The 18,804-nt window shown below is 66.2% G+C and carries 16 protein-coding genes; 4 read left to right on the top strand and 12 right to left on the bottom strand.

Annotated elements, in window-relative coordinates; translation table 11 throughout:
• Positions 1-33: 33 nt before the first annotated feature.
• The 7 genes from der to ndk form a co-directional block, all read right to left on the bottom strand.
• The gene (gene der / locus KK131_RS00485; RefSeq protein ID WP_214554464.1) at positions 34-1,437 is read right to left on the bottom strand and encodes a ribosome biogenesis GTPase Der; all 1,404 of its coding nucleotides are present in this window, start codon (positions 1,435-1,437) and stop codon (positions 34-36) included.
• A gap of 22 nt (positions 1,438-1,459) precedes the next feature.
• Positions 1,460-2,656: an outer membrane protein assembly factor BamB gene (gene bamB, locus KK131_RS00480; RefSeq protein ID WP_214554462.1), complete on the bottom strand. Its 1,197-nt coding sequence runs from the start codon at positions 2,654-2,656 to the stop codon at positions 1,460-1,462.
• Positions 2,653-3,303: a tetratricopeptide repeat protein gene (locus KK131_RS00475; protein ID WP_214554460.1), complete on the bottom strand. Its 651-nt coding sequence runs from the start codon at positions 3,301-3,303 to the stop codon at positions 2,653-2,655. Before KK131_RS00475 ends, bamB begins: the two co-directional genes overlap by 4 nt.
• A gap of 154 nt (positions 3,304-3,457) precedes the next feature.
• The gene (locus KK131_RS00470) at positions 3,458-4,450 is read right to left on the bottom strand and encodes a helix-turn-helix domain-containing protein (RefSeq protein ID WP_214554458.1); all 993 of its coding nucleotides are present in this window, start codon (positions 4,448-4,450) and stop codon (positions 3,458-3,460) included.
• Positions 4,447-5,235: a type IV pilus biogenesis/stability protein PilW gene (gene pilW, locus KK131_RS00465; RefSeq protein ID WP_214554457.1), complete on the bottom strand. Its 789-nt coding sequence runs from the start codon at positions 5,233-5,235 to the stop codon at positions 4,447-4,449. Before pilW ends, KK131_RS00470 begins: the two co-directional genes overlap by 4 nt.
• Positions 5,225-6,370: a 23S rRNA (adenine(2503)-C(2))-methyltransferase RlmN gene (rlmN, locus tag KK131_RS00460; RefSeq protein WP_214554454.1), complete on the bottom strand. Its 1,146-nt coding sequence runs from the start codon at positions 6,368-6,370 to the stop codon at positions 5,225-5,227. The genes pilW and rlmN overlap by 11 nt, the downstream gene beginning before the upstream one ends.
• 68 nt (positions 6,371-6,438) lie before the next feature.
• The gene (gene ndk / locus KK131_RS00455) at positions 6,439-6,864 is read right to left on the bottom strand and encodes a nucleoside-diphosphate kinase (RefSeq protein WP_214554453.1); all 426 of its coding nucleotides are present in this window, start codon (positions 6,862-6,864) and stop codon (positions 6,439-6,441) included.
• A 228-nt stretch (positions 6,865-7,092) separates the two neighbouring features.
• Between ndk and KK131_RS00450 the strand changes: the two genes are divergently transcribed.
• From KK131_RS00450 to KK131_RS00440, 3 genes are all read left to right on the top strand, one after another.
• Entirely contained in the window at positions 7,093-7,719 is a 627-nt protein-coding gene (locus KK131_RS00450; protein ID WP_214554452.1) for a TetR/AcrR family transcriptional regulator, read from the top strand.
• Between the two features lie 38 nt (positions 7,720-7,757).
• Positions 7,758-10,145, top strand: coding sequence for a 3-hydroxyacyl-CoA dehydrogenase/enoyl-CoA hydratase family protein (locus KK131_RS00445; RefSeq protein WP_214554450.1), 2,388 nt, complete (start codon positions 7,758-7,760; stop codon positions 10,143-10,145).
• 139 nt (positions 10,146-10,284) lie between these two features.
• Positions 10,285-11,490, top strand: a complete 1,206-nt coding sequence (locus KK131_RS00440) for an acetyl-CoA C-acyltransferase (protein WP_214554448.1) — start codon at positions 10,285-10,287, stop codon at positions 11,488-11,490.
• Between the two features lie 319 nt (positions 11,491-11,809).
• Here the strand turns inward: KK131_RS00440 and KK131_RS00435 are convergent, their stop codons facing one another.
• The 4 genes from KK131_RS00435 to KK131_RS00420 form a co-directional block, all read right to left on the bottom strand.
• A complete protein-coding gene (locus KK131_RS00435) occupies positions 11,810-13,081 on the bottom strand; it encodes a M20 family metallopeptidase (RefSeq protein WP_214554447.1) in 1,272 nt (423 codons plus the stop codon).
• 263 nt (positions 13,082-13,344) lie between these two features.
• Complete coding sequence (locus tag KK131_RS00430) at positions 13,345-13,737, bottom strand: carboxypeptidase-like regulatory domain-containing protein (RefSeq protein ID WP_250887154.1); 393 nt, start codon at positions 13,735-13,737, stop codon at positions 13,345-13,347.
• Between the two features lie 307 nt (positions 13,738-14,044).
• Positions 14,045-15,052, bottom strand: coding sequence for a hypothetical protein (locus tag KK131_RS00425; protein ID WP_214554446.1), 1,008 nt, complete (start codon positions 15,050-15,052; stop codon positions 14,045-14,047).
• A 287-nt stretch (positions 15,053-15,339) separates the two neighbouring features.
• Positions 15,340-15,843, bottom strand: a complete 504-nt coding sequence (locus tag KK131_RS00420; protein ID WP_214554445.1) for a redoxin domain-containing protein — start codon at positions 15,841-15,843, stop codon at positions 15,340-15,342.
• A 490-nt stretch (positions 15,844-16,333) separates the two neighbouring features.
• Here KK131_RS00420 and KK131_RS00415 point away from each other — a divergent pair, with 490 nt between their 5' ends.
• A complete protein-coding gene (locus tag KK131_RS00415; RefSeq protein ID WP_214554444.1) occupies positions 16,334-17,356 on the top strand; it encodes a transporter in 1,023 nt (340 codons plus the stop codon).
• A 277-nt stretch (positions 17,357-17,633) separates the two neighbouring features.
• Here the strand turns inward: KK131_RS00415 and KK131_RS00410 are convergent, their stop codons facing one another.
• Positions 17,634-18,686, bottom strand: a complete 1,053-nt coding sequence (locus KK131_RS00410; RefSeq protein ID WP_250887155.1) for a hypothetical protein — start codon at positions 18,684-18,686, stop codon at positions 17,634-17,636.
• Positions 18,687-18,804: the final 118 nt, after the last annotated feature.

Here is an 18,804-nt window from a genome sequence, read left to right as displayed (position 1 = left end):
CGCGCAGCACGGTCCGGCAGGAAATCCGGCGACTCAGCGCGTGCGCTTGATCAGGTCGCTGACCCGGCGCCTGGCCTTGTGCTGCTGTTCCTTGGTCAGCACCTTTTTGCGCCCGGCATACGGGTTCTCGCCTTCGCGGAAGGCAATCCGGACCGGCGTGCCTTCCAGCTTGTAGCGCTTGCGGAAGAAATTCTCCAGATAGCGCTGGTACGCCGGTGCGATGTGCTTGGTGCGGGTGCCGTGGATCACGATGGTCGGCGGGTTGGTTCCGCCCGGATGCGCGAAGCGCAGCTTCGGCGCGTGGCCGTTCACCAGTGGCGGCTGGTAGCTCTCGTATGCCTTCTCCAGCGTCTTGGTGAGGTCGGAAGACACCAGCACCTTGGTCGCCGACGCATGCGCACGCACCACCGCGCGCATCAGCTCGCGCAGGCCGGAACCGTGCAGCGCGGAGATCTGCACCTGCTTGGCCCAATCGACGAACACCAGCCGGCGATCCAGCGCGCGGCGGCACTCGTCGCGCTGGTACTGGTCCATGTCGTCCCACTTGTTGATCGCGATGACCAGCGCCCTGCCCTCGTCCATCGCGTAGCCGATCAGGGTGAGATCCTGGTCGGCCAGGTTTTCGCGGGCATCGATCATCACCACCACGACCTGGGCGGCGGCGATCGACTGCAGCGTCTTGATGACGCTGAATTTCTCGACGGCTTCCTCGACCCGCGCCTTGCGCCGGATGCCGGCGGTGTCGATCAGCGTGTAGCGCTTGCCGTCGCGCTCCAGCGGTACCCGGATCGGGTCGCGGGTGGTGCCGGCGACATCGGAGACGATCAGCCGCTCTTCGCCCAGCAGGCGGTTGATCAGGGTCGACTTGCCGGCGTTCGGACGGCCGACGATGGCGACGCGAATGCTGCCGTCCTCGCCCGCGGCTTCGGTCGCGCTTTCCTCGTCGGCCGGCAGCAGCGGCAGCAGGGCCCGGATCAGGTCGTCGGTGCCGCGATTGTGCGCCGCGGACAACGGCAAGGTGGTGCCGATGCCGAACGCGGAGAACTCGGCCAGCACGGCCTGTTCGTCGAGGCCGTCGGTCTTGTTGACCACGACGACGATCGGCTTGCCGCTGCGGCGAAGCTCGCCCAGGATCACGTAATCCTGCGGCAGCAGGCCATCGCGGGCATCGACCACGAACACCAGTACGTTTGCTTCCGCGATCGCCAGGCGCACCTGCTTCGCGGTCAGCACGTCCATGGCTTCCTCGACCCCGGACAGGCCGCCGGTATCGACCACCACGAAGGGCCGATCGCCGCTGCGGCAGATGCCGTAGTGGCGATCGCGGGTGACGCCCGGCATGTCGGCCACCAGGGCGTCGCGGCTGCGCGTCAGCACATTGAAAAGGGTCGATTTGCCGACATTCGGACGACCAACCAGTGCGACGACGGGCAACATGATGAGTACTTCGTTCCAGCGATCAGTGCGAGGACAGACGGTAGGCGCCGATACGGCCCTCGACGTCCTCGACGTAAACGGTGTCGCCCACCACCAGCGGCTGGGCGCGGATCGCCTTCTTCGACAGCCGCTCGCGGGCGGCCAGCGCGCCGTCACCGGTCTGCAGCCAGTGCACGTAGCCTTCCAGATCGCCGACCACGACGTAGTTGCCCTGCACGGCCGGGCCGCTGAGCCAGCGGTACTTCAGCGCGTCGTTCTTCCACATGTCGGCGCCGCCATTCTTGTCGAATGCCCACACCACTGATTCGTCGTTGACGCCAAAAACCGCATTGGCGCTGACCGCCAGCGATTCGAAGCTGGAGAACGGATGCGACCACAGCGGACGGCCGCTGGGGCCGTCAACCGCTGCCAGGTTGCCGTGATAGGCGGCGCCGTAGAGCGTGCTGCCGTCCAGCAGGATCGCGCCGTCGGCGTCATTCAGGCGATCGATCTCGGTGCGGCCCTCGCCGCTGGCCAGTTTCTGTTCCCACAGCTTCGCACCGTTGTCCTGGCGCAGGGCGACGAGCTTGCCGTCGTCGCTGCCGAAGAACAGCACGCCGTTGGCCGCCAGCAGCGAGCCATTGCCGCGCAGGCTGAGCAGCGGCACGGTACCCTGGTCGTAGACCCAGCGACGCTGGCCGCTCGCCGCGTCCAGCGCGTAGACGCGGCCGTCGCCGGTACGCACCACGACCATGTCGCCGACGATTACCGGCGACGCCAGCACTTCGCTGCTCACCTCGACATCCCAGCGCGGACTGCCGTCTTTTGCGTTCACGGCGTAGACGTGGCCGTCCAGCGTGCCGACGGCGAGCAGGTCGCCGCTGACCGCGGGGCCGCCGGCGTACTGGGCGTCCTTGCGCTTCTTGTCGCCCCAGCCGAACCAGCCATGGATGCGCGAACTCTTCGACCACAGGCTCTTGCCGCTGGCGGCGTCAAACGCAACCAGCTTGCCGTCGGTGCTGGCGGCATAGAGCACGCCGTCGACCACGGTCGGGCGCAGGCGCGCGCCGCTGGTGCCGGCGCCGTCGCCCACGCTGGCGCGCCACAGGCGGGTGACCTGCAGCGTCGGCTTGAAATCCTTGGCCAGCGGAGTCGGCGGCTGGACGTTTTCCTTCTTGAACGAATGGCAACCGGCAAGGGCCACCAATGAAGCCAGCGTGATCAGCAAAAATCTTTTCATGCACCCTGCTTCCCGGCCACGGCCAAATCATCGAGTTTCATCTGCAAGGCACCGCGTTGCGGCGCTTCCTCGCCCAACGCCGACAAGGCCGTCTGATAGGCCTTGCGTGCTTCGTCGGAACGTCCAAGCTTGACCAGCACATCACCGCGGAGTTCCTGCGCCAGCCCCTGATAGCTGTCGGCCGGGATGCGATCGAGCGTGGCCAGCGCCTCCTTGCCGTTGTCGCGGGCCAGTTCCACCTGTGCGATGCGCAACAGCGTCAACGACTTCAACGCCGGAGCGGTGGCGTGGCTCTCGGCCCACTTCAGGGATGCCTCGGCCTTGTCCAGCTGCTTGGCCTGCACCTGCTGCTTGGCGCGCTCGCTGACGGCAAATACGGTGAACGGCGACTTCGCGTAATCCTTCATCAGCTGGTCGGTCAGCTGCGAAGCGGTGTCCGGCTTGCCGGACGCCTGCGCGATCTGCATCTGCTGGTAGAGCTGGGAGGCCTGGCCCTCGTTCCGGGCCTGGTGGCTGCGCCACTGCTGCCAACCGAAAATGCCGACCAGGCCAATAACGATGCCGGCGATGATCGACACGCCGTTGTCGCGCAGCCACTTCTGAACCAGCTCGCTCTGTTCGTACTTGTCGTATTCTTCAAATGCCATGCAATCACCATTCAAAAGGCCGCGCGCCCGCAGACGCGTGCACAGGCCGGTGCGGTAAACAAAGGGAAAAGCCGGTCATACCCGCTCGTTGCCGAGCGGACCGAGTGGGCAAGCATAACCGAAATGGGCCGCTCGCAGCGGCCCCGAATGGCGATCAGAAGCTGGTGGCGGAGGCCGTGCCGTCCTGCGTCTGCACGCGAAAACGCGCCACGTTGGCGCGCCGGAAATCGTCCAGGCCGATCGACTTGCCGTCGATGCTGACCTGTGCGCCGGCGGCATTGCCGATGCGCACATCCAGTGGCTGGTCGCTGTGATAGGTCTTGCTGCTGCCGGCCGCGAGCAGGCCGTATTCCAGCCGCGTACCGTCGGCCTGGGTCACTTCGACCCAACTGGCCGCCGAGAGGTTGAGGCTCAGGTTGTGGCCGCCGGTACCGATGGCGGCGACTGATGCAGCCGGCTTGGCCTGCGACAGGCTGGCGCTTTCCAGGTTCGGGAATGGCGCCATCGAGGCCAGCAGCGGCTGATCCTGTTCCGGCTGCGGCATGGCTGCAGGCGGCGCCTTCGGGATCGAGTCACCGGCCTTTCCGTCGGCAACTGCCTTGTTGGTGGCAGGCGTTTCCAGCTGGGCCACCGGGGCGGCATCCAGCGGAGCGAGATGGCTGAGGTCGCGATCCAGCGTGCCGCGCACGCCCAGCCAGATCATCGGCACCACGATCACCGCGGTCAGCACGACGTAGGTGGCGGCAGTGGCGTAACGGTCCAGCAGGAAGCGCGAGTGCGAGATGCCGCCGGTGGCTACCAGCGGCGCCTCGATCTGCCTGATGCGGTCGAGCTCGACCTGGATCGATGCCTCGTTGATGCCCAGGTGGCGGCCATACTTGTTGATGTAGCTGCCCAGGTAGATCTTGGAATCGATGCCATCGTACTGGTCGCGTTCGAGCTGGCGCAGCACCCGGGCGGGCAATTTCAGCGAATGCGCGCAGGCTTCCAGGTCCAGGCCCTGGGCTTCACGCGCCGCATGCAGGCGACTGCCGAAACTTACCGTGTGAGGGGGTGTCGACGACACGTCCATGTTGGGCAAATTGATACCGAACAGCCCGGGCTCGCTGGAACCCTGCTCGGTAGATTGAGGTTGCATGGAGGTCATGGGCTGGCAGTTGTGTCTAGGGCGTGCGCCTGCTCCGAGTCCGGGAACTGGCTGAGCAATCGCTTGCTGTAAGTGAGGGCACCTTCCGGGTTGCCCAGACGGGTTTCGATATCGTGGCCTAGCTTGAGCGACGCGGCAGTCGGCTGGCCCAGCGCATCGAACCGCTGGAGAAAAGCCCTGGCGCGAAATGCATCCTTATTCAGATAAAGCGTATTCGCAAGCTGGAAGAGTGCCTCCGCATTCTTGGGATTTCTTGCGATGGCGTCACGAAAACTCGCTTCAGCCCCGGCAACGTCATTGGCGCGCAGCTGGCAGACGCCGGCATTGGTCAGCGCCACATCGGGGGTCTGGTAGAACGGATCGGCGACGGCTTTCTGGAAATACTGGTTCGCCTCGGCGATTTTCCCGGTGTGGCACAGGAAGACGCCGAGATTGTTGTTCGGTGCGCCCTTGGCCGGCTCCAGCGCCACCGCCTTGCGGTAATGCTGCTCGGCTTCGGGCAGCTTGTTGATGCGCTCGTACAGCACCGCGATCACGGTATGCGCCGGCGCGTAGTTGGGGTCGAACTGCAGCGCCTTGGTGAGTTTTTCCAGCGCCGTCTGCAGGTCGCCGGAGGCCATGTAGCGCTGGCCCAGTTCGGTATGTATCCGGGCGGCATCCTCGGCCTGCTCCGCCTTGCTGGACTGCGGCATGCTCTTGCCCAGCGCACTGCTGTCGGTGCGCGTGGTGATGCAGCCGGCCAGCGGCAGCAGCAGGCAGAGGATCAGTACCCGGTCAAATCGCATGCAGTGTCCCCTCGTCCTGCCGCTTGCGTATGTCGGCGCTGCGCCGGGTGCGATCGGTGACCTGCCCGGCCAGCTGGCCACAGGCGGCATCGATGTCGTCGCCGCGGGTACGCCGCAACATGGTCAATACCCCGGCATTCAGCAGCTGTGTCTGGAACGCGTGGATGTCGTCGGCGTCGGAGCGCTTGAACTGGGTGCCCGGGAAAGGATTGAACGGAATCAGGTTGACCTTGCACGTCGGCAGCTTGCGCATCAGCTTGATCAGCTGGCGGGCGTGCTCGGGCTGGTCGTTGATCCCCTTCATCAAGGTGTATTCGAAGGTGATCGAGGTACGCGGCTTGCGCGCTATCCAGCGCTGGCAGGCTGCCAGCAGATCGGCGATCGGGTAGCGCTTGTTGATCGGCATCAGTTCGGTGCGCAGATCGTCGTTGGCCGCATGCAGCGACACCGCCAGCGACACGTCGATGGCGTCCGACAGCTGGTCGATCAGCGGCACCATGCCGGCAGTGGACAGGGTGACGCGCTTGGCCGCCAAGCCAAAGCCCAGGTCGTCGCGCATCAGACGCATCGCCTTCAGCACGTTGTCGAAATTCGCCAGCGGTTCGCCCATGCCCATCATCACCACGTTGGTGATGCGGCGGTTCTGGTGGGTGACGTTGCCCAGGTATTTCGCCGCCACCCACACCTGGCCGATGATCTCGGCGGTGGACAGGTTGCGGTTGAAGCCCTGTGCGCCGGTCGAGCAGAAGCTGCAGTTCAGCGCGCAACCGATCTGCGAGGACACGCACAAGGTGCCGCGGGTCGGTTCGGGGATGTACACCGTCTCGATCGCGTTGCCGCTGTCCATGCCCAGCAGCCACTTGTGCGTGCCGTCGGTGGCCATCTTGTCCAGCAGCGTCTTCGGCGCACCGATATAGCAGGCCTCGGTGAGCTTGGCGCGCAGCGCCTTGCCCACGTCGGTCATGTTCTCGAAGTTGTCTTCCAGGTCGTGGTAGATCCACTTCATCACCTGCTCGGCACGATACGGCTTCTCGCCGATCCGCGTGAAGAAATCACGCAGACCCTGGCGATCGAAGTCGAGCAGGTTGACCTTGGCGGTGGCCTGATCGGATGAAGTGATGGTTGCCTGGTTCATGATTTTCTGAAGAGTGCGGTCACGGATGGCCGCTTCTTGATCTCCGCGTTCATGGATGAACGCACAAGTTACCTCGAAAGTACGTCCGTCGCGGCGAAGAAGTAAGCGATCTCCACCTTGGCGGTATCCGCCGCATCGGAGCCATGCACGGCATTGGCGTCGATGGAGTCGGCGAAGTCGGCGCGGATCGTGCCCGGCGCGGCTTCCTTCGGATTGGTGGCGCCCATCAGGTCGCGATGGGCCAGCACGGCGTTCTCGCCTTCCAGCGCGGTGATCATCACCGGACCCGAGATCATGAACTCGACCAGTGCCTTGAAGAACGGGCGCTCGCGGTGCACGGCGTAGAAGCCTTCGGCTTCCTGGCGCGACAGCTGCTTCATGCGCGCGGCCACGATCTTCAGGCCGGCCTTCTCGAAACGGGCATAGATTTCGCCGATGACGTTCTTGGCAACGGCATCGGGCTTGATGATGGAAAGAGTGCGCTCCAGCGCCATACGGGTCTGCTCCGGAAAAACGGATGGATAGGGAAAGGGGTCATGGCCGGCCCCCAGGCCGGCGGAATCGGCTAATTCCGACAAGGATTGCGGATTTAGCTCACGAAAGTTTGACAGATTCTAACTCATACGCAAGTCGCCGGGTGTTTGCAACAAACGACTGTTTGACGGCCCCGGAGCTGTCCGCGTATGCTCAAACGATCGTTTGAACCGGCCCGTGGCCGATGGATGGTTTCGCCCGTGAACAGCTCCGGCTCAACCAAGGAACGGATACTCGGTGCCGCCGAGGTCCTGTTCGCCCAGCGCGGCTTCGACGGTGCCTCGTTGCGCCAGCTGACGACCGCCGCCGGGGTCAACCTGGCCGCGGTCAATTACCACTTCGGCTCCAAGGACAAGCTGGTCGAGGAGGTGTTCCGGCGCCGGCTGGACGCACTGAATGAACGCCGACTGGCGGCACTCGCCAGGATCGCCGGCGCCCCGGAAACCACCCTCGAGGACGTGCTGGAAGCGTTCATCCGCCCCGCCCTGGACTTGTCGCACGACGATAGCGGCGCCTTGTTCATGCGCGTGCTGGCGCGGGCATTCGCCGAGCACGACGACACCCTGCGCCAGTTCCTGTCCGCGAACTACGGTCACGTGATGCGCCAGTTCACCGCCGAATTCGCGCGCCTGCTGCCGCAGCTGAGCAAGGAAGAGCTGTACTGGCGCATCGACCTGGTCACCGGCGCACTGACCCACGCGATGTCCGGCTTCGGCATGATCCAGCGCAAGAGCGACGTCAGCGAGCACGCCCATCGCGAACAGACCGCCCAGCACCTGATCCGCTTCGCCGTCGCCGGGCTCAGCCATCCCTGACCTACCTGCCCCACCCCTTTGCATCCTCGGAGAAGCCAATGACCGCTGCATCCTCACCCACATCAGCGCTGCGCATCCGCAAGGCCGCCGTGCTGGGCGCCGGTGTCATGGGCGCGCAGATCGCCGCGCACCTGACCAACGCCGGTGTCGAAACCGTGCTGTTCGACTTGCCTGCCAAGGAAGGCCCGAAGAGCGGTATCGCGCAGAAGGCCATCGCCAACCTGGCCAAGCTGTCGCCCGCCCCGCTGGCCGACAAGAATCTGGCCGCCGCGATCGTCCCGGCCAACTACGACGACGACCTCGACCACCTGAAGGACGTCGACCTGGTGATCGAGGCGATCGCCGAGCGGATGGACTGGAAGCTGGATCTGTACAAGAAGATCGCCGGGCACCTGTCGAAGACCGCGATCATCGCCTCCAACACTTCGGGCCTGTCGATCAACGGCCTGGCCGAGGCGCTGCCGGAGGAAATGCGCCACCGCTTCTCGGGCGTGCACTTCTTCAACCCGCCGCGCTACATGCACCTGGTCGAGCTGATCCCGACCCGGCTCACCGACAAGAACGTGCTGGACGGCCTCGAAGCCTTCCTCACCACCACCGTCGGCAAGGGCGTGGTGATCGCCAAGGACACTCCGAACTTCATCGGCAACCGCATCGGCGTGTTCTCGATGCTGGCCACCATGCACCATACCGAGCAGTTCAAGCTCGGCTTCGACACCGTCGACGCATTGACCGGCCCCGCCGTTGGTCGTCCGAAGAGCGCCACCTACCGCACCGCCGACGTGGTTGGCCTGGACACCATGGCCCACGTCATCAAGACCATGGCCGACACGCTGCCCGACGATCCGTGGCACGAATACTTCAAGGCGCCGGTGTGGCTCGCCGGCCTGATCGAGAAAGGCGCGCTGGGCCAGAAGAACGGCGCCGGCTTCTACAGGAAGGCCGGCAAGGACATCGTGGTGCTGGACGTGGTGAAGCAGGACTATCGCCCGTCCGAGCAGAAAGCCTCAGACGAAGTCGCCGCGATCCTGGCGATCAAGGACCCGGCCGAGAAGTTCGGCAAGCTGCGTGCGTCGGCCGATCCGCAGGCCCAGTTCCTGTGGGCCATCTTCCGCGACCTGTTCCACTACACCGCCTACCATCTGGCCGACATCGCCGACACCGCGCGCGACGTCGACTTCGCGATCCGCTGGGGTTACGGCTGGAAGCTCGGCCCGTTCGAGACTTGGCAGGCCGCCGGCTGGCAGCAGGTCGCCGGCTGGATCAACGAAGACATCGCCGCCGGCAAGGCGATGAGCAAGGCGCCGTTGCCGGCGTGGGTGACGGATGGCCGTAAAGGCGTCCATGGCAAGGGCGGTTCGTACTCGGCCAGCGCCAACGCCGACAAGCCGCGTTCGCAGCATCCGGTCTACCAGCGCCAGCTGTTCCCCGATCCGCTGATCGGTGAGAAATTCGACCAAGGCACCACCGTGTGGGAGAACGATGGCGTGCGCCTGTGGACGATGGGCGACGACGGCATCGGCATCCTCTCGTTCAAGACCAAGATGAACACGGTCAACGACTTCGTGCTCGACGGCGTGCAGCATGCGATCAAGCTGGCCGAAGAGAAGCTGAAGGCCGTGGTGATCTGGCAGACCGGCGAGCCGTTCTCCGCCGGCGCGGATCTCAAGGGTGCGCTGGGCCTGCTGCAGGCCGGCAAGTTCGACGACTTCGAGAAGATGGTCGCCAACTTCCAGCGCACCAGCATGGCGATCAAGCACTCGCTGGTGCCGGTGGTGGCCGCGGTACGCGGCATGGCGTTCGGCGGCGGCTGCGAGTTCCAGATGCATTCCGCGCGGACGGTTGCAGCACTCGAAAGCTACATCGGCCTGGTCGAGGCCGGCGTGGGCCTGCTGCCGGCCGGTGGCGGCCTGCACGAGCTGGCCGTGCGCGCAGCCAGGGCCAACCCGACCGACCCGTTCGAGGAACTGAAGAAGGTGTTCGAAACCGTGGCGATGGCCAAGGTCTCGTCGAGCGCGATCGAGGCGAAGAACATGGGCCTGCTGCGCGACAGCGATGTGGTCGTGTTCAACGCTTACGAACTGCTCTATGTCGCCAAGCAGGTGGCGAGCGCGCTGGCCGAAAGCGGCTACCGTCCGCCGCTGCCGGCGCGTGCGATCGCGGTCGCCGGCGACGTGGGCACCGCCACCTTCCGTGCCTCGCTGGCCAACCTGCAGGCCGGCTACTTCGCCTCCGAGCACGACGTGGACATCGCCGCGCGCATCGCCGACACCCTGTGCGGCGGCGTGATCGAGCGTGGTTCGATGGTCGACGAGGAATGGCTGCTGGCACTGGAGCGCAGGCACTTCGTGGAACTGGCGAAGACCGAGAAAACCCAGGCCCGCATCGCCCACACCATGAGCACCGGCAAACCGCTGAGGAACTGAAGGGTCGTCACCCCAGCGCAAGCTGGGTCCAGCGACTTTGATCCACGACAGCGACACTGGATCCCAGCTTGCGCTGGGATGACGATCAAAAACTGAAGACGCGTCGCTGCTTCACGCGCGACGCCACGGAGCAAATCCCATGACCAAACAAGTGCAAGATGCCTACATCGTCGCCGCCACCCGCACCCCGGTCGGCAAGGCGCCGCGCGGCGTGTTCCGCAACACCCGCCCGGACGACATGCTCGCCCACGTGATCCGTACCGTGATGGCGCAGGCACCGGGCATCGACCCGCACCAGATCGGCGACGTCATCATCGGCTGCGCCATGCCCGAGGCCGAGCAAGGCATGAACGTGGCGCGCATCGGCCTGCTGCTGGCCGGCCTGCCGCACACCGTGCCCGGCGTCACCGTCAACCGCTTCTGCTCCTCCGGCCTGCAGTCGGTGGCGATGGCCGCCGACCGCATCCGCCTGGGCCTGGACGACCTGATGCTCGCCGGCGGTACCGAGAGCATGAGCATGGTGCCGATGATGGGCCACAAGGTCGCGATGAACCCGGCCATCTTCCAGGACGACAACATCGGCATCGCCTACGGCATGGGCATCACCGCCGAGAACGTGGCCAAGCAGTGGAAAGTCAGCCGCGAGCAGCAGGACGCGTTCTCGGTGGAAAGCCACCGCCGTGCGCTGGCCGCCCAGGCCGCCGGCGAGTTCAAGGACGAGATCACTCCGTTCCAGCTCGATGACCACTACCCCGACCTCGCCACCCGCGGCATCACCACCGACAGCCGCGTCATCGACCAGGACGAGGGCCCGCGCGCCGGCACCACGCCCGAGGTGCTGGCCAAGCTGAAGACCGTGTTCCGCAACGGCCAGTTCGGCGGCACCGTCACCGCCGGCAACTCCAGCCAGATGTCCGACGGCGCCGGCGCCGTGCTGCTCGCCAGCGAAAAGGCCATCAAGCAATACAACCTGCAGCCGCTGGCGCGCTTCGTCGGCTTCTCCGTCGCCGGCGTGCCGCCCGAAGTGATGGGCATCGGCCCGAAGGAAGCGATCCCCAAGGCGCTGCGCCAGACCGGCATCAGCCAGGACCAGCTGGACTGGATCGAGCTCAACGAAGCCTTCGCCGCCCAGGCGCTCGCCGTGATCGGCGACCTCGGCCTCGACCCGGGCAAGGTCAACCCGCTCGGCGGCGCCATCGCGCTGGGCCACCCGCTCGGCGCCACCGGTGCCGTGCGCATCGCCACGCTCGTGCACGGCATGCGCCGTCGCAAGCAGAAGTACGGCATGGTGACCATGTGCATCGGCACCGGCATGGGCGCGGCGGGCGTGTTCGAAGCGCTCTAATTTTTCTGCCTGTCATGCCAGCGAAAGCTGGCATCCAGTGCCCTGCGCTGGAAACCGCAACGGCACCGCAGCCATTCGGTGCCGTTGTCTTTCACGGACTCCGCGAGGGCGCACCCTGCTGGCCGTGTTTTCGCAAACGCAGTCGCGCCACCACCCCAGCCGTCATTCCTGCGAAGGCAGGAACCGCGTTTGATCGGCAAGGAAACCGTCACGTGCACTCCCCCGGTGCGATGATGCGGTATGGCGAAGTGCGATTCCTGTCTTCGCAGGGATGACGAATGAGGTAAACGGGTTTTCCGGGCAGCTCCAGTGGGCCACGCTATCCGTCGGCCGGCGCGAGCCAGGCGATCGCGGCCACCACCATCGCTTCCACGCCGATTTCCAGCGTGGGATGCAGCACTGGCAAAAAACGCGGATTGTGGTTGGTGGGAATCTCGTTGACCTTGCCGGCCGCCTTGGCCTTGGCGTAGAGCGCCGGATCGGTGCCGCCCACGAACCAGAACACTGACGGGGTGCCCCATTGCGTGCCGAACGAACCGAAGTCCTCGCTGGCCGACGCCGGGCCGGTCTGCCGCACGCTTTCCGGCGGGAAGTGCTGGCGAAACGCCTCGACCACGCGCGCGCTTGCCGCCTGGTCGTTGACCACCAGGTCATAGCTGTCCAGTGGCGTGATCTCCGGCGGTCGTGGCGCACCGGAGGCCGCGGCCTCGGCATTCACGATGCGCGTTATCGCTGCCAGCACGCGCTGGCGCACGCCTTCGTCGAAGGTGCGCACGTTGAGCTTGATGATCGCCTCGTCGGGGATCACGTTTTCCTTGGTACCGGCCTGCAGCGCGCCGACGGTGACCACTGCCGACTCTGCGGCGGCAAGCTCGCGCGACACGATGGTCTGCAAGCGCAAGACGACGGAGGCCGCCATCACCACCGGGTCGATGCTGGCCTGCGGCATTGAGCCATGCGCACCCCGCCCGAACAGGCGGATCTGCAGGCTGTCCGCCGCCGAGGTGATGACGCCGGTGCGCCCGGCGACGGCACCGGCCGGGCCGACCATCACATGCTGTCCGAGCACCACATCGGGCTTCGGGAAACGCTGGAGCAGGCCGTCGTCGATCATGGCCTGCGCGCCTTCGGCGGTTTCCTCGCCAGGCTGGAATACCGCCAGGATCGTGCCGCGCCAGGTGTCGCGTGCCTCGGCCAGCAGCGTGGCCACGCCGGCGAGCCAGGTCACGTGCATGTCGTGGCCGCAGGCATGCATCACCGGAACCGTCCGGCCTTCGAGGTCGGCGGCGGTTACCTTGCTGGCATATGGCACGCCGGTGGCTTCGGCAACCGGCAGCGCATCCATGTCCGCGCGCAACATCACGGTAGGCCCCTCGCCATGGCGAAGCAGGCCGACCACGCCCGTCTTGCCGACGCCGGTGCTTACCTCATAACCCGCCCTGCGCAACCATTCCGCCGCGAGGCCCGCGGTCCGGACCTCCTGCATCGACAGTTCGGGATGGGCATGCACGTCGGTATAAAGCGCTTCCAGGTCCGGCAGGATCCGTTGAAGATTTGCCAGCACGACGCTGGCCGGCCCAGTCGTATTCATCAGCTTTCCCGCCTCTCGAATGGATCTGTCCCCACCGCCCCATGAAGAAACCTGCAGCGGCCCGTAGTGCCTGGTGGAGCATAGATGTGCCGCCGGTTAAGTGCTGATGAACGCGCATGGAAAGCCCAGCGCCTTCCAGCGCTGGGCGATCAGTGACTGCCACGACTTCAGGCCGGGTGGGCGACGGCTGTACCGGGATCCGCGCGTTCCATGGTCGAAACGAACGCCCGGGCAGTGACCTTTACCGGCCCGGCCACGTTGCATCAGGGCTTGCTTGCAAGTTGTGCGCACTGGCCCTGGACACAATCGAAGTCGACCTTGATGCCGCGACCCACGACGACCGGCACGTTCACGTGCTTGACGACGGGACGGCCGTTCTCTTCCAGCGTCACCGTGTAAACGCCGACCGGCAGCGGGCCTATGCTGTAACGACCTTTGGCGTCTGCCTGAGCCTGGCGCTCCAGTCCGGTCGTCGTGCTGTGCGCGGTAATGGTGTCGCCCGCCGGTGCCTTTCCGAAGACATTGCCTGCGGTGGCTTGCGCGTGGACCTCGGTGGATCCCGCCACGCCGCACAGGCCGATGACAGCCGCCACGGCCAGGCTCCGGAGGGAAAGGCTAAAGCCGCGGCGGTTGTTTGAAGGAGAGTTGTTGTTCATGGGATTTTCCTGATTCCTCTTGACTGTGGGGACATGAGCCCGCCGGACCTTTGGCGGTCCGCTCATGGGGAGTTCCGGACGGTTTTGTCACCCACCAGGCCTGGGGATGGCCGCGGCGAGCAGACTGCGTTGCGCTCTCCGTCCTCGGCCACCCGGCGAATGGCTGACGCCACGAACCGGATGGTCGAGCGCAGCCTACGCCGGCCTCGGCCATCCGCCGAAGGGTCAGAGGTCATTGGAGGTCGGAAGTCACGGACCCATGCAGGTCGGCGTTTTTTTGCAGCGAGCGGGCTGTTCGCGAACAGGCTCAGCCCTTCTTCGCCGACGGCTTGACCGGCCAGGGCGCCGCGCGCCAGCAGGCGTTGTAGAAGTCCTTGATGGCGTGCCGGGCGGGATAGAGCATGAAGGTGGCGCCGTAGCGGAACGCGCTGCGCCTGCCGCCGACCCAGGCGCCGATGGAGGTCGACGAAAGCAGGTGCCCCAGATCGGCTGGCGGATAGGGCCGGGTTATCACGACCGCGCCATCGACGGCGCGGGCCGCACCGCGCGGCTCGACCAGCACTTCCTGGCGGTCGACCTCGAAATACGACCGCGTTTCGTGCGCCGCGATCTGCCTGGCGCGAGTTGCGCCCACCAGATCGTACGCGGTCAGCGTGACGCTGCCCGGCCTGCATTGCAGGACGAGCCGATGGCTGCCGTCGCGATCATCCTGCTGAAGTTCCAGGAAAGGCGCCGGTGGCAGAAGCCAGCTTTTCGTCTTGAGCGGGAGTCGGCCGTTGTTGGCCAGGCCGGCGACGGTCATCTGGTCCGCGGTCAGCCAGGTCGGCGAATCGGTCGATGACGTCGGCAGCGGCGCGAGCGCGTCGAGGTCGATGCCCATGTCTTTCAGGTATGCGTCCATCTCGCTGCTCGTCGACCGGACCTGCGCGGTGCCTGCGGCCTGGTGGCGGATCAGGCCAATGCGGTCGCTGCCGGTGGGTGCCCACCGGTAAAGGCCGCCGAAGTAGGCATAGGCACAGGCTCCGCTGCAGACGGCTGCCTTGATGCCCCGATACCCGGCACGGCCTTTGCGCCGCGGCGTTCCAAGATGCGTCGTCATGGCACCGGCGCGGAACAGTCGCCCCAGCGCCATGCCGGCAGCCAGGTCGCCCTGCGCGGAATTCAGATAGATGTCGGACCCGGGCGGAATCTTCCCCGACTTCACCAGCGTTTCGAAGCGCTGCGGCGCGTCGGCGTCGATCACGCCGTACAGGTAGATTTGCGGCGCGCCGGCCATCGTCACCGTCATGCGGTCGTCGTTGACCTGGATGGCCATCCGCTGTGGGGTTGCGCTTCCGCCGCTACGTACCGTGGTGCCGTGGGCAGGCACCGTGCCCGCCGGACCTGCGCAGGTGAGCAACAACAAACCCCAACGTGCCATGTGGGTACGCGCCCTGCTCCAGCGGGCGGTGTTTTCGGATTTGTCGTGTCGCACTACTGCTCCCGCTGTTCAAACGATGGAGTTTTAGGGCTTCAAGATGTCCTGCAGGTGAACACGAGATCGCCGCTCTGGTCATTCCCGCGAGGCGCCCAGGCAAGCATCGCCCGTACCAGGTTCCAGGTTCACGGATACGCCCCGATCGCCCCGGCTTTCGCGGCATCGACCTCCCCCAGCAACCTGCCCAGCGCCACGCCCAGTACCAGATCATCCAGCACCCCGAAATGCTGTTCGCGCAGCCGCCCCTGCGCATCGATCAGCATGAGCGTGGGCGTGCCTTGCATGGCGTAGGTGCGCATCGTCAGGGGCAAGGGGTCGCCATTGGCGTGCGCGTCCACGCCGACGGGAAACGCATAGCGGTATTCGTACAGGAACGCTTCCAGCGCCAGCGGCCCTTGCGCCTCGTGATGCTCGAACACCGTATGCAGCCCGATCACCGCCACGCGGTCGGCAGGAAAAGTCTGTCGCACGCGCTGCATCTGCGGCAGCGCGTGCACGGCGCAACCCGGGCACAGCATCTGGAAAGCGTGCGCGACGACCACGCGGCCGCGCAGATCGGCCAGGGTCAGCGGCGCACTGTTGAACCAGCGCGACACCTGCCACGGTGGCGCAAGCTGCCCTGTCGTCATGGTCTGCCTCCTGGTATGGAATGCTTCGAGTTTGTGCGTTCCGCGGGCGGTTCTCAAACGCGGGCGTCTTGCGTGGCGCAGAACGACGCGATAAGAACTCCGTCCTCCGCGCCTTGGATGCGGCTCGGGAAGACGGGAGCGGCGCCGTAGCGATACGGCGCCGCGAAGTAGCTGCGCTCCAGCTGCGAGCCGTGTTGTGACGCCGTACCGCCATTGAGATCAGCAATGAGCTGACGCAGAGATGTTGTCGACCGCGGGTTTGGCGGATGACCTGCCTGCAGGCGCAGCGCCGTCGCGGCGCAAGAAACGGAGTGCGCGGCCGGCGCGAAAAGCCGATCCTGAGGGCGCCCCCGATGTTGCTGGCACGCCTTCCGGCACAGGCGCCGGACGCCGCAATGGCGTGTGATGCGCAGCCGGCAGGCAACTCCGCGGAAGACGCGGACCGTGGCCGGTACCGAACCGTTTTTCAGACTGCTACACGAGACAATCCATGACGATGCACCCGGAAGCACCTCGAACTCCGCACCGGCGCTGCTTGCGCCGGCTGGCATGGAGCCTGTCCTGCGCTGCCCTGTTGCCGCTCGTTGCACTGGCGCAGGACGTACCGTCCCGCGCCGTCGTGCCGCTGTCCGCGGCGTCGATGCCGCGCCAGTCGCAGGACGATGCCTGGTGGACCGGGCCGATGCTGGCGAATTCCGCCGCGACGCTGCCGCGCGGCCACATTCTGATCGAGCCTTATGTCTATGACGTGTCCTCGCCGCACGCCGACGGCTACGGTTCGCTCACCTACATGCTCTACGGCCTCACCGACCGGCTGACGGTCGGCCTGGTGCCGGTGTTGGGCTACAACCGCATGGACGGCCCTGGCGACAGCAGCGGCATCGGGCTGGGCGACGTCAGCGTGCAGGCGCAGTACCGGCTGACCGATGTGCCGGCGGGCAGTTCGCGGCCCACGGTCTCGCTGCAGCTGCAGGAAACCCTGCCGACCGGCAAGTACGACCGGCTGGGCCGGCGACCCGGCAATGGCCTGGGCAGCGGCGCCACCACCACTACGCTGCAGGTCAACACGCAGACGTATTTCTGGTTGTCCAACGGCCGCATCCTGCGCATGCGCTTCAACGTGGCGAAGTCGTTCTCGACGCGGGCGCAGCTCGAGGACGCCAGCGTCTACGGCACGCCGGACGGTTTCCGCGGACACGCCCGGCCCGGCAGTTCATTCTTCGTCAATGCAGCCTGGGAATACAGCCTCAGCCAGCGCTGGGTGCTGGCGCTCGACGTCACCTACCGGCGCAGCCACGGTGCCCGCGTGCGCGGCCACGACCTGCACGATGCCGGCGGCTTGCCTGCTTTGCGTCTGGACGGCCGTTCCAGCGAGGCGTTCGGCTTCGCCCCGGCGATCGAATACAGCTGGAGTCCCACGCTCGGCGTGCTGTTCGGCACCCGCGTGATCACCGGCGGGCACAACACCGCGACCACGATCACGCCGGCGGTGGCCTTCAATTACGTGCACTGAGGGCCCATCACGGCCCGGGTTTCGAGGCCGGGGGCGACATCCCCTACCGTTCGTCCTGAGCCTGTCGAAGGATGGGCGGAAGGAGCGCGCGGATTCTGGCGGTGCCCATCGACACGAACGGAGTCTTGAGCGGAACCCGCGACTCGGAGTGAACAGCAGGTTGCGCGCCGTGTCTGTAGTCGTCGGGCGAACCAGGCCGCCGGGGATGCGAGCGCGGGACTCAGGGACGGTTACGCACCCGGCAACCGGATGGATCAGGGATGGATCGACGTCCTGTTCAGCCGAACGTGGCGTAGACCGGCACGGCCGGTACCAAGCGGGCGCCGGGACGCCGGCCGTCCACGAACGTGTGCAGGCGGCCCCCGACCACGGCGACCACCGGGCGTCCCGACAGGCGCATCGCGGTGGATGCCGCCGGCGACATGGCCAGGCCGATCTGATGTTCGGCGCGCATCCGTGCCGTCTTGGCGGCGAACCAGGCCTTGGGACCGGCCAGCAAGGTGCCCGAGGCGGATTCCGCCTGGCGTGAGCTCTCGATGGTCTGGCGCAGATGGGCCAGGTGATGTTCGTTGAAGGCTTCGCTCAAGGCTGCGGACTTGAACGGCGACGCGACGTATTCGTCCAGCAGGCTCCCGAGTACGGCGGCCACGCGCAGCGCAATGCGGCGGTTCGCGCGTTCCACGTGCGAGGCGCCGGCCGAAGACTGCCAGACGCCGTCGAGGGCATCGACCAGCACGTGGCATTCCACCTGGTTGAGCGGACGCCGTTCCAGCGGCGTGCTGCGGCGGTCGATCAGCCACGCCTGGTCGAGCGTCGGCAAGGCGTGCGAGCGCTGCGCGACGCGGGCGCGCGCTTCCTTCATCGGCAGGTCGTCGGTGGCGGCCAGCCGCAGCGAAAGCGCTTCCTGGGTCAGCGGCTGCGCGCGCGCCGTGCCGTCGGCGCGGTACCAGCGGCGATATTCCAGCGTGGCTGGATGGAACATGGCCCGCGGCGGCCGCACCGTGGCGCGGGCCTCGGCGGCGTAGTCGAGCGAGGGAGCCATCGGCCGCAGGCCGGCGGCGCGGGCGGCGAGTACGCGGCCAAGCAGGATTTCGGCGACCATCAGGTGCTGGTGATAGGCCACCCGATGGTCGTTGTCGTCGACCGTGGGAAAATAGATGAAGCGGACGCGCGTCCTGTGGCCGGCACTGCTGGAGAGAGCATCGACTTTCGTGCCATGGCAACCCTGCCCGACGATTCGGCGCCCGATCGGCAAGGCGCGATGCGCGGTAGGCAGGTCGCCCAGCAGGGCGTCGACAGGTGGAACGTTGGCAGCGACAGACTTGGCCATGGCGGCCTCTTGCACACGCACACTTGCGGTTATCGACACACTCACAAAAAACAACCTTCGTCGCTGTGGACGGTCGCGGCGCTCAACCCTGCCAGCGCCCCGCCCTGCCCGGATATTC

Origin of the sequence: Rhodanobacter sp. LX-99, assembly GCF_018599185.1 — a bacterium.
Taxonomy (GTDB): domain Bacteria; phylum Pseudomonadota; class Gammaproteobacteria; order Xanthomonadales; family Rhodanobacteraceae; genus Rhodanobacter.
Note: the sequence above shows the minus strand (reverse complement) of the source record. Positions and strands in the feature narration are given on the sequence as shown.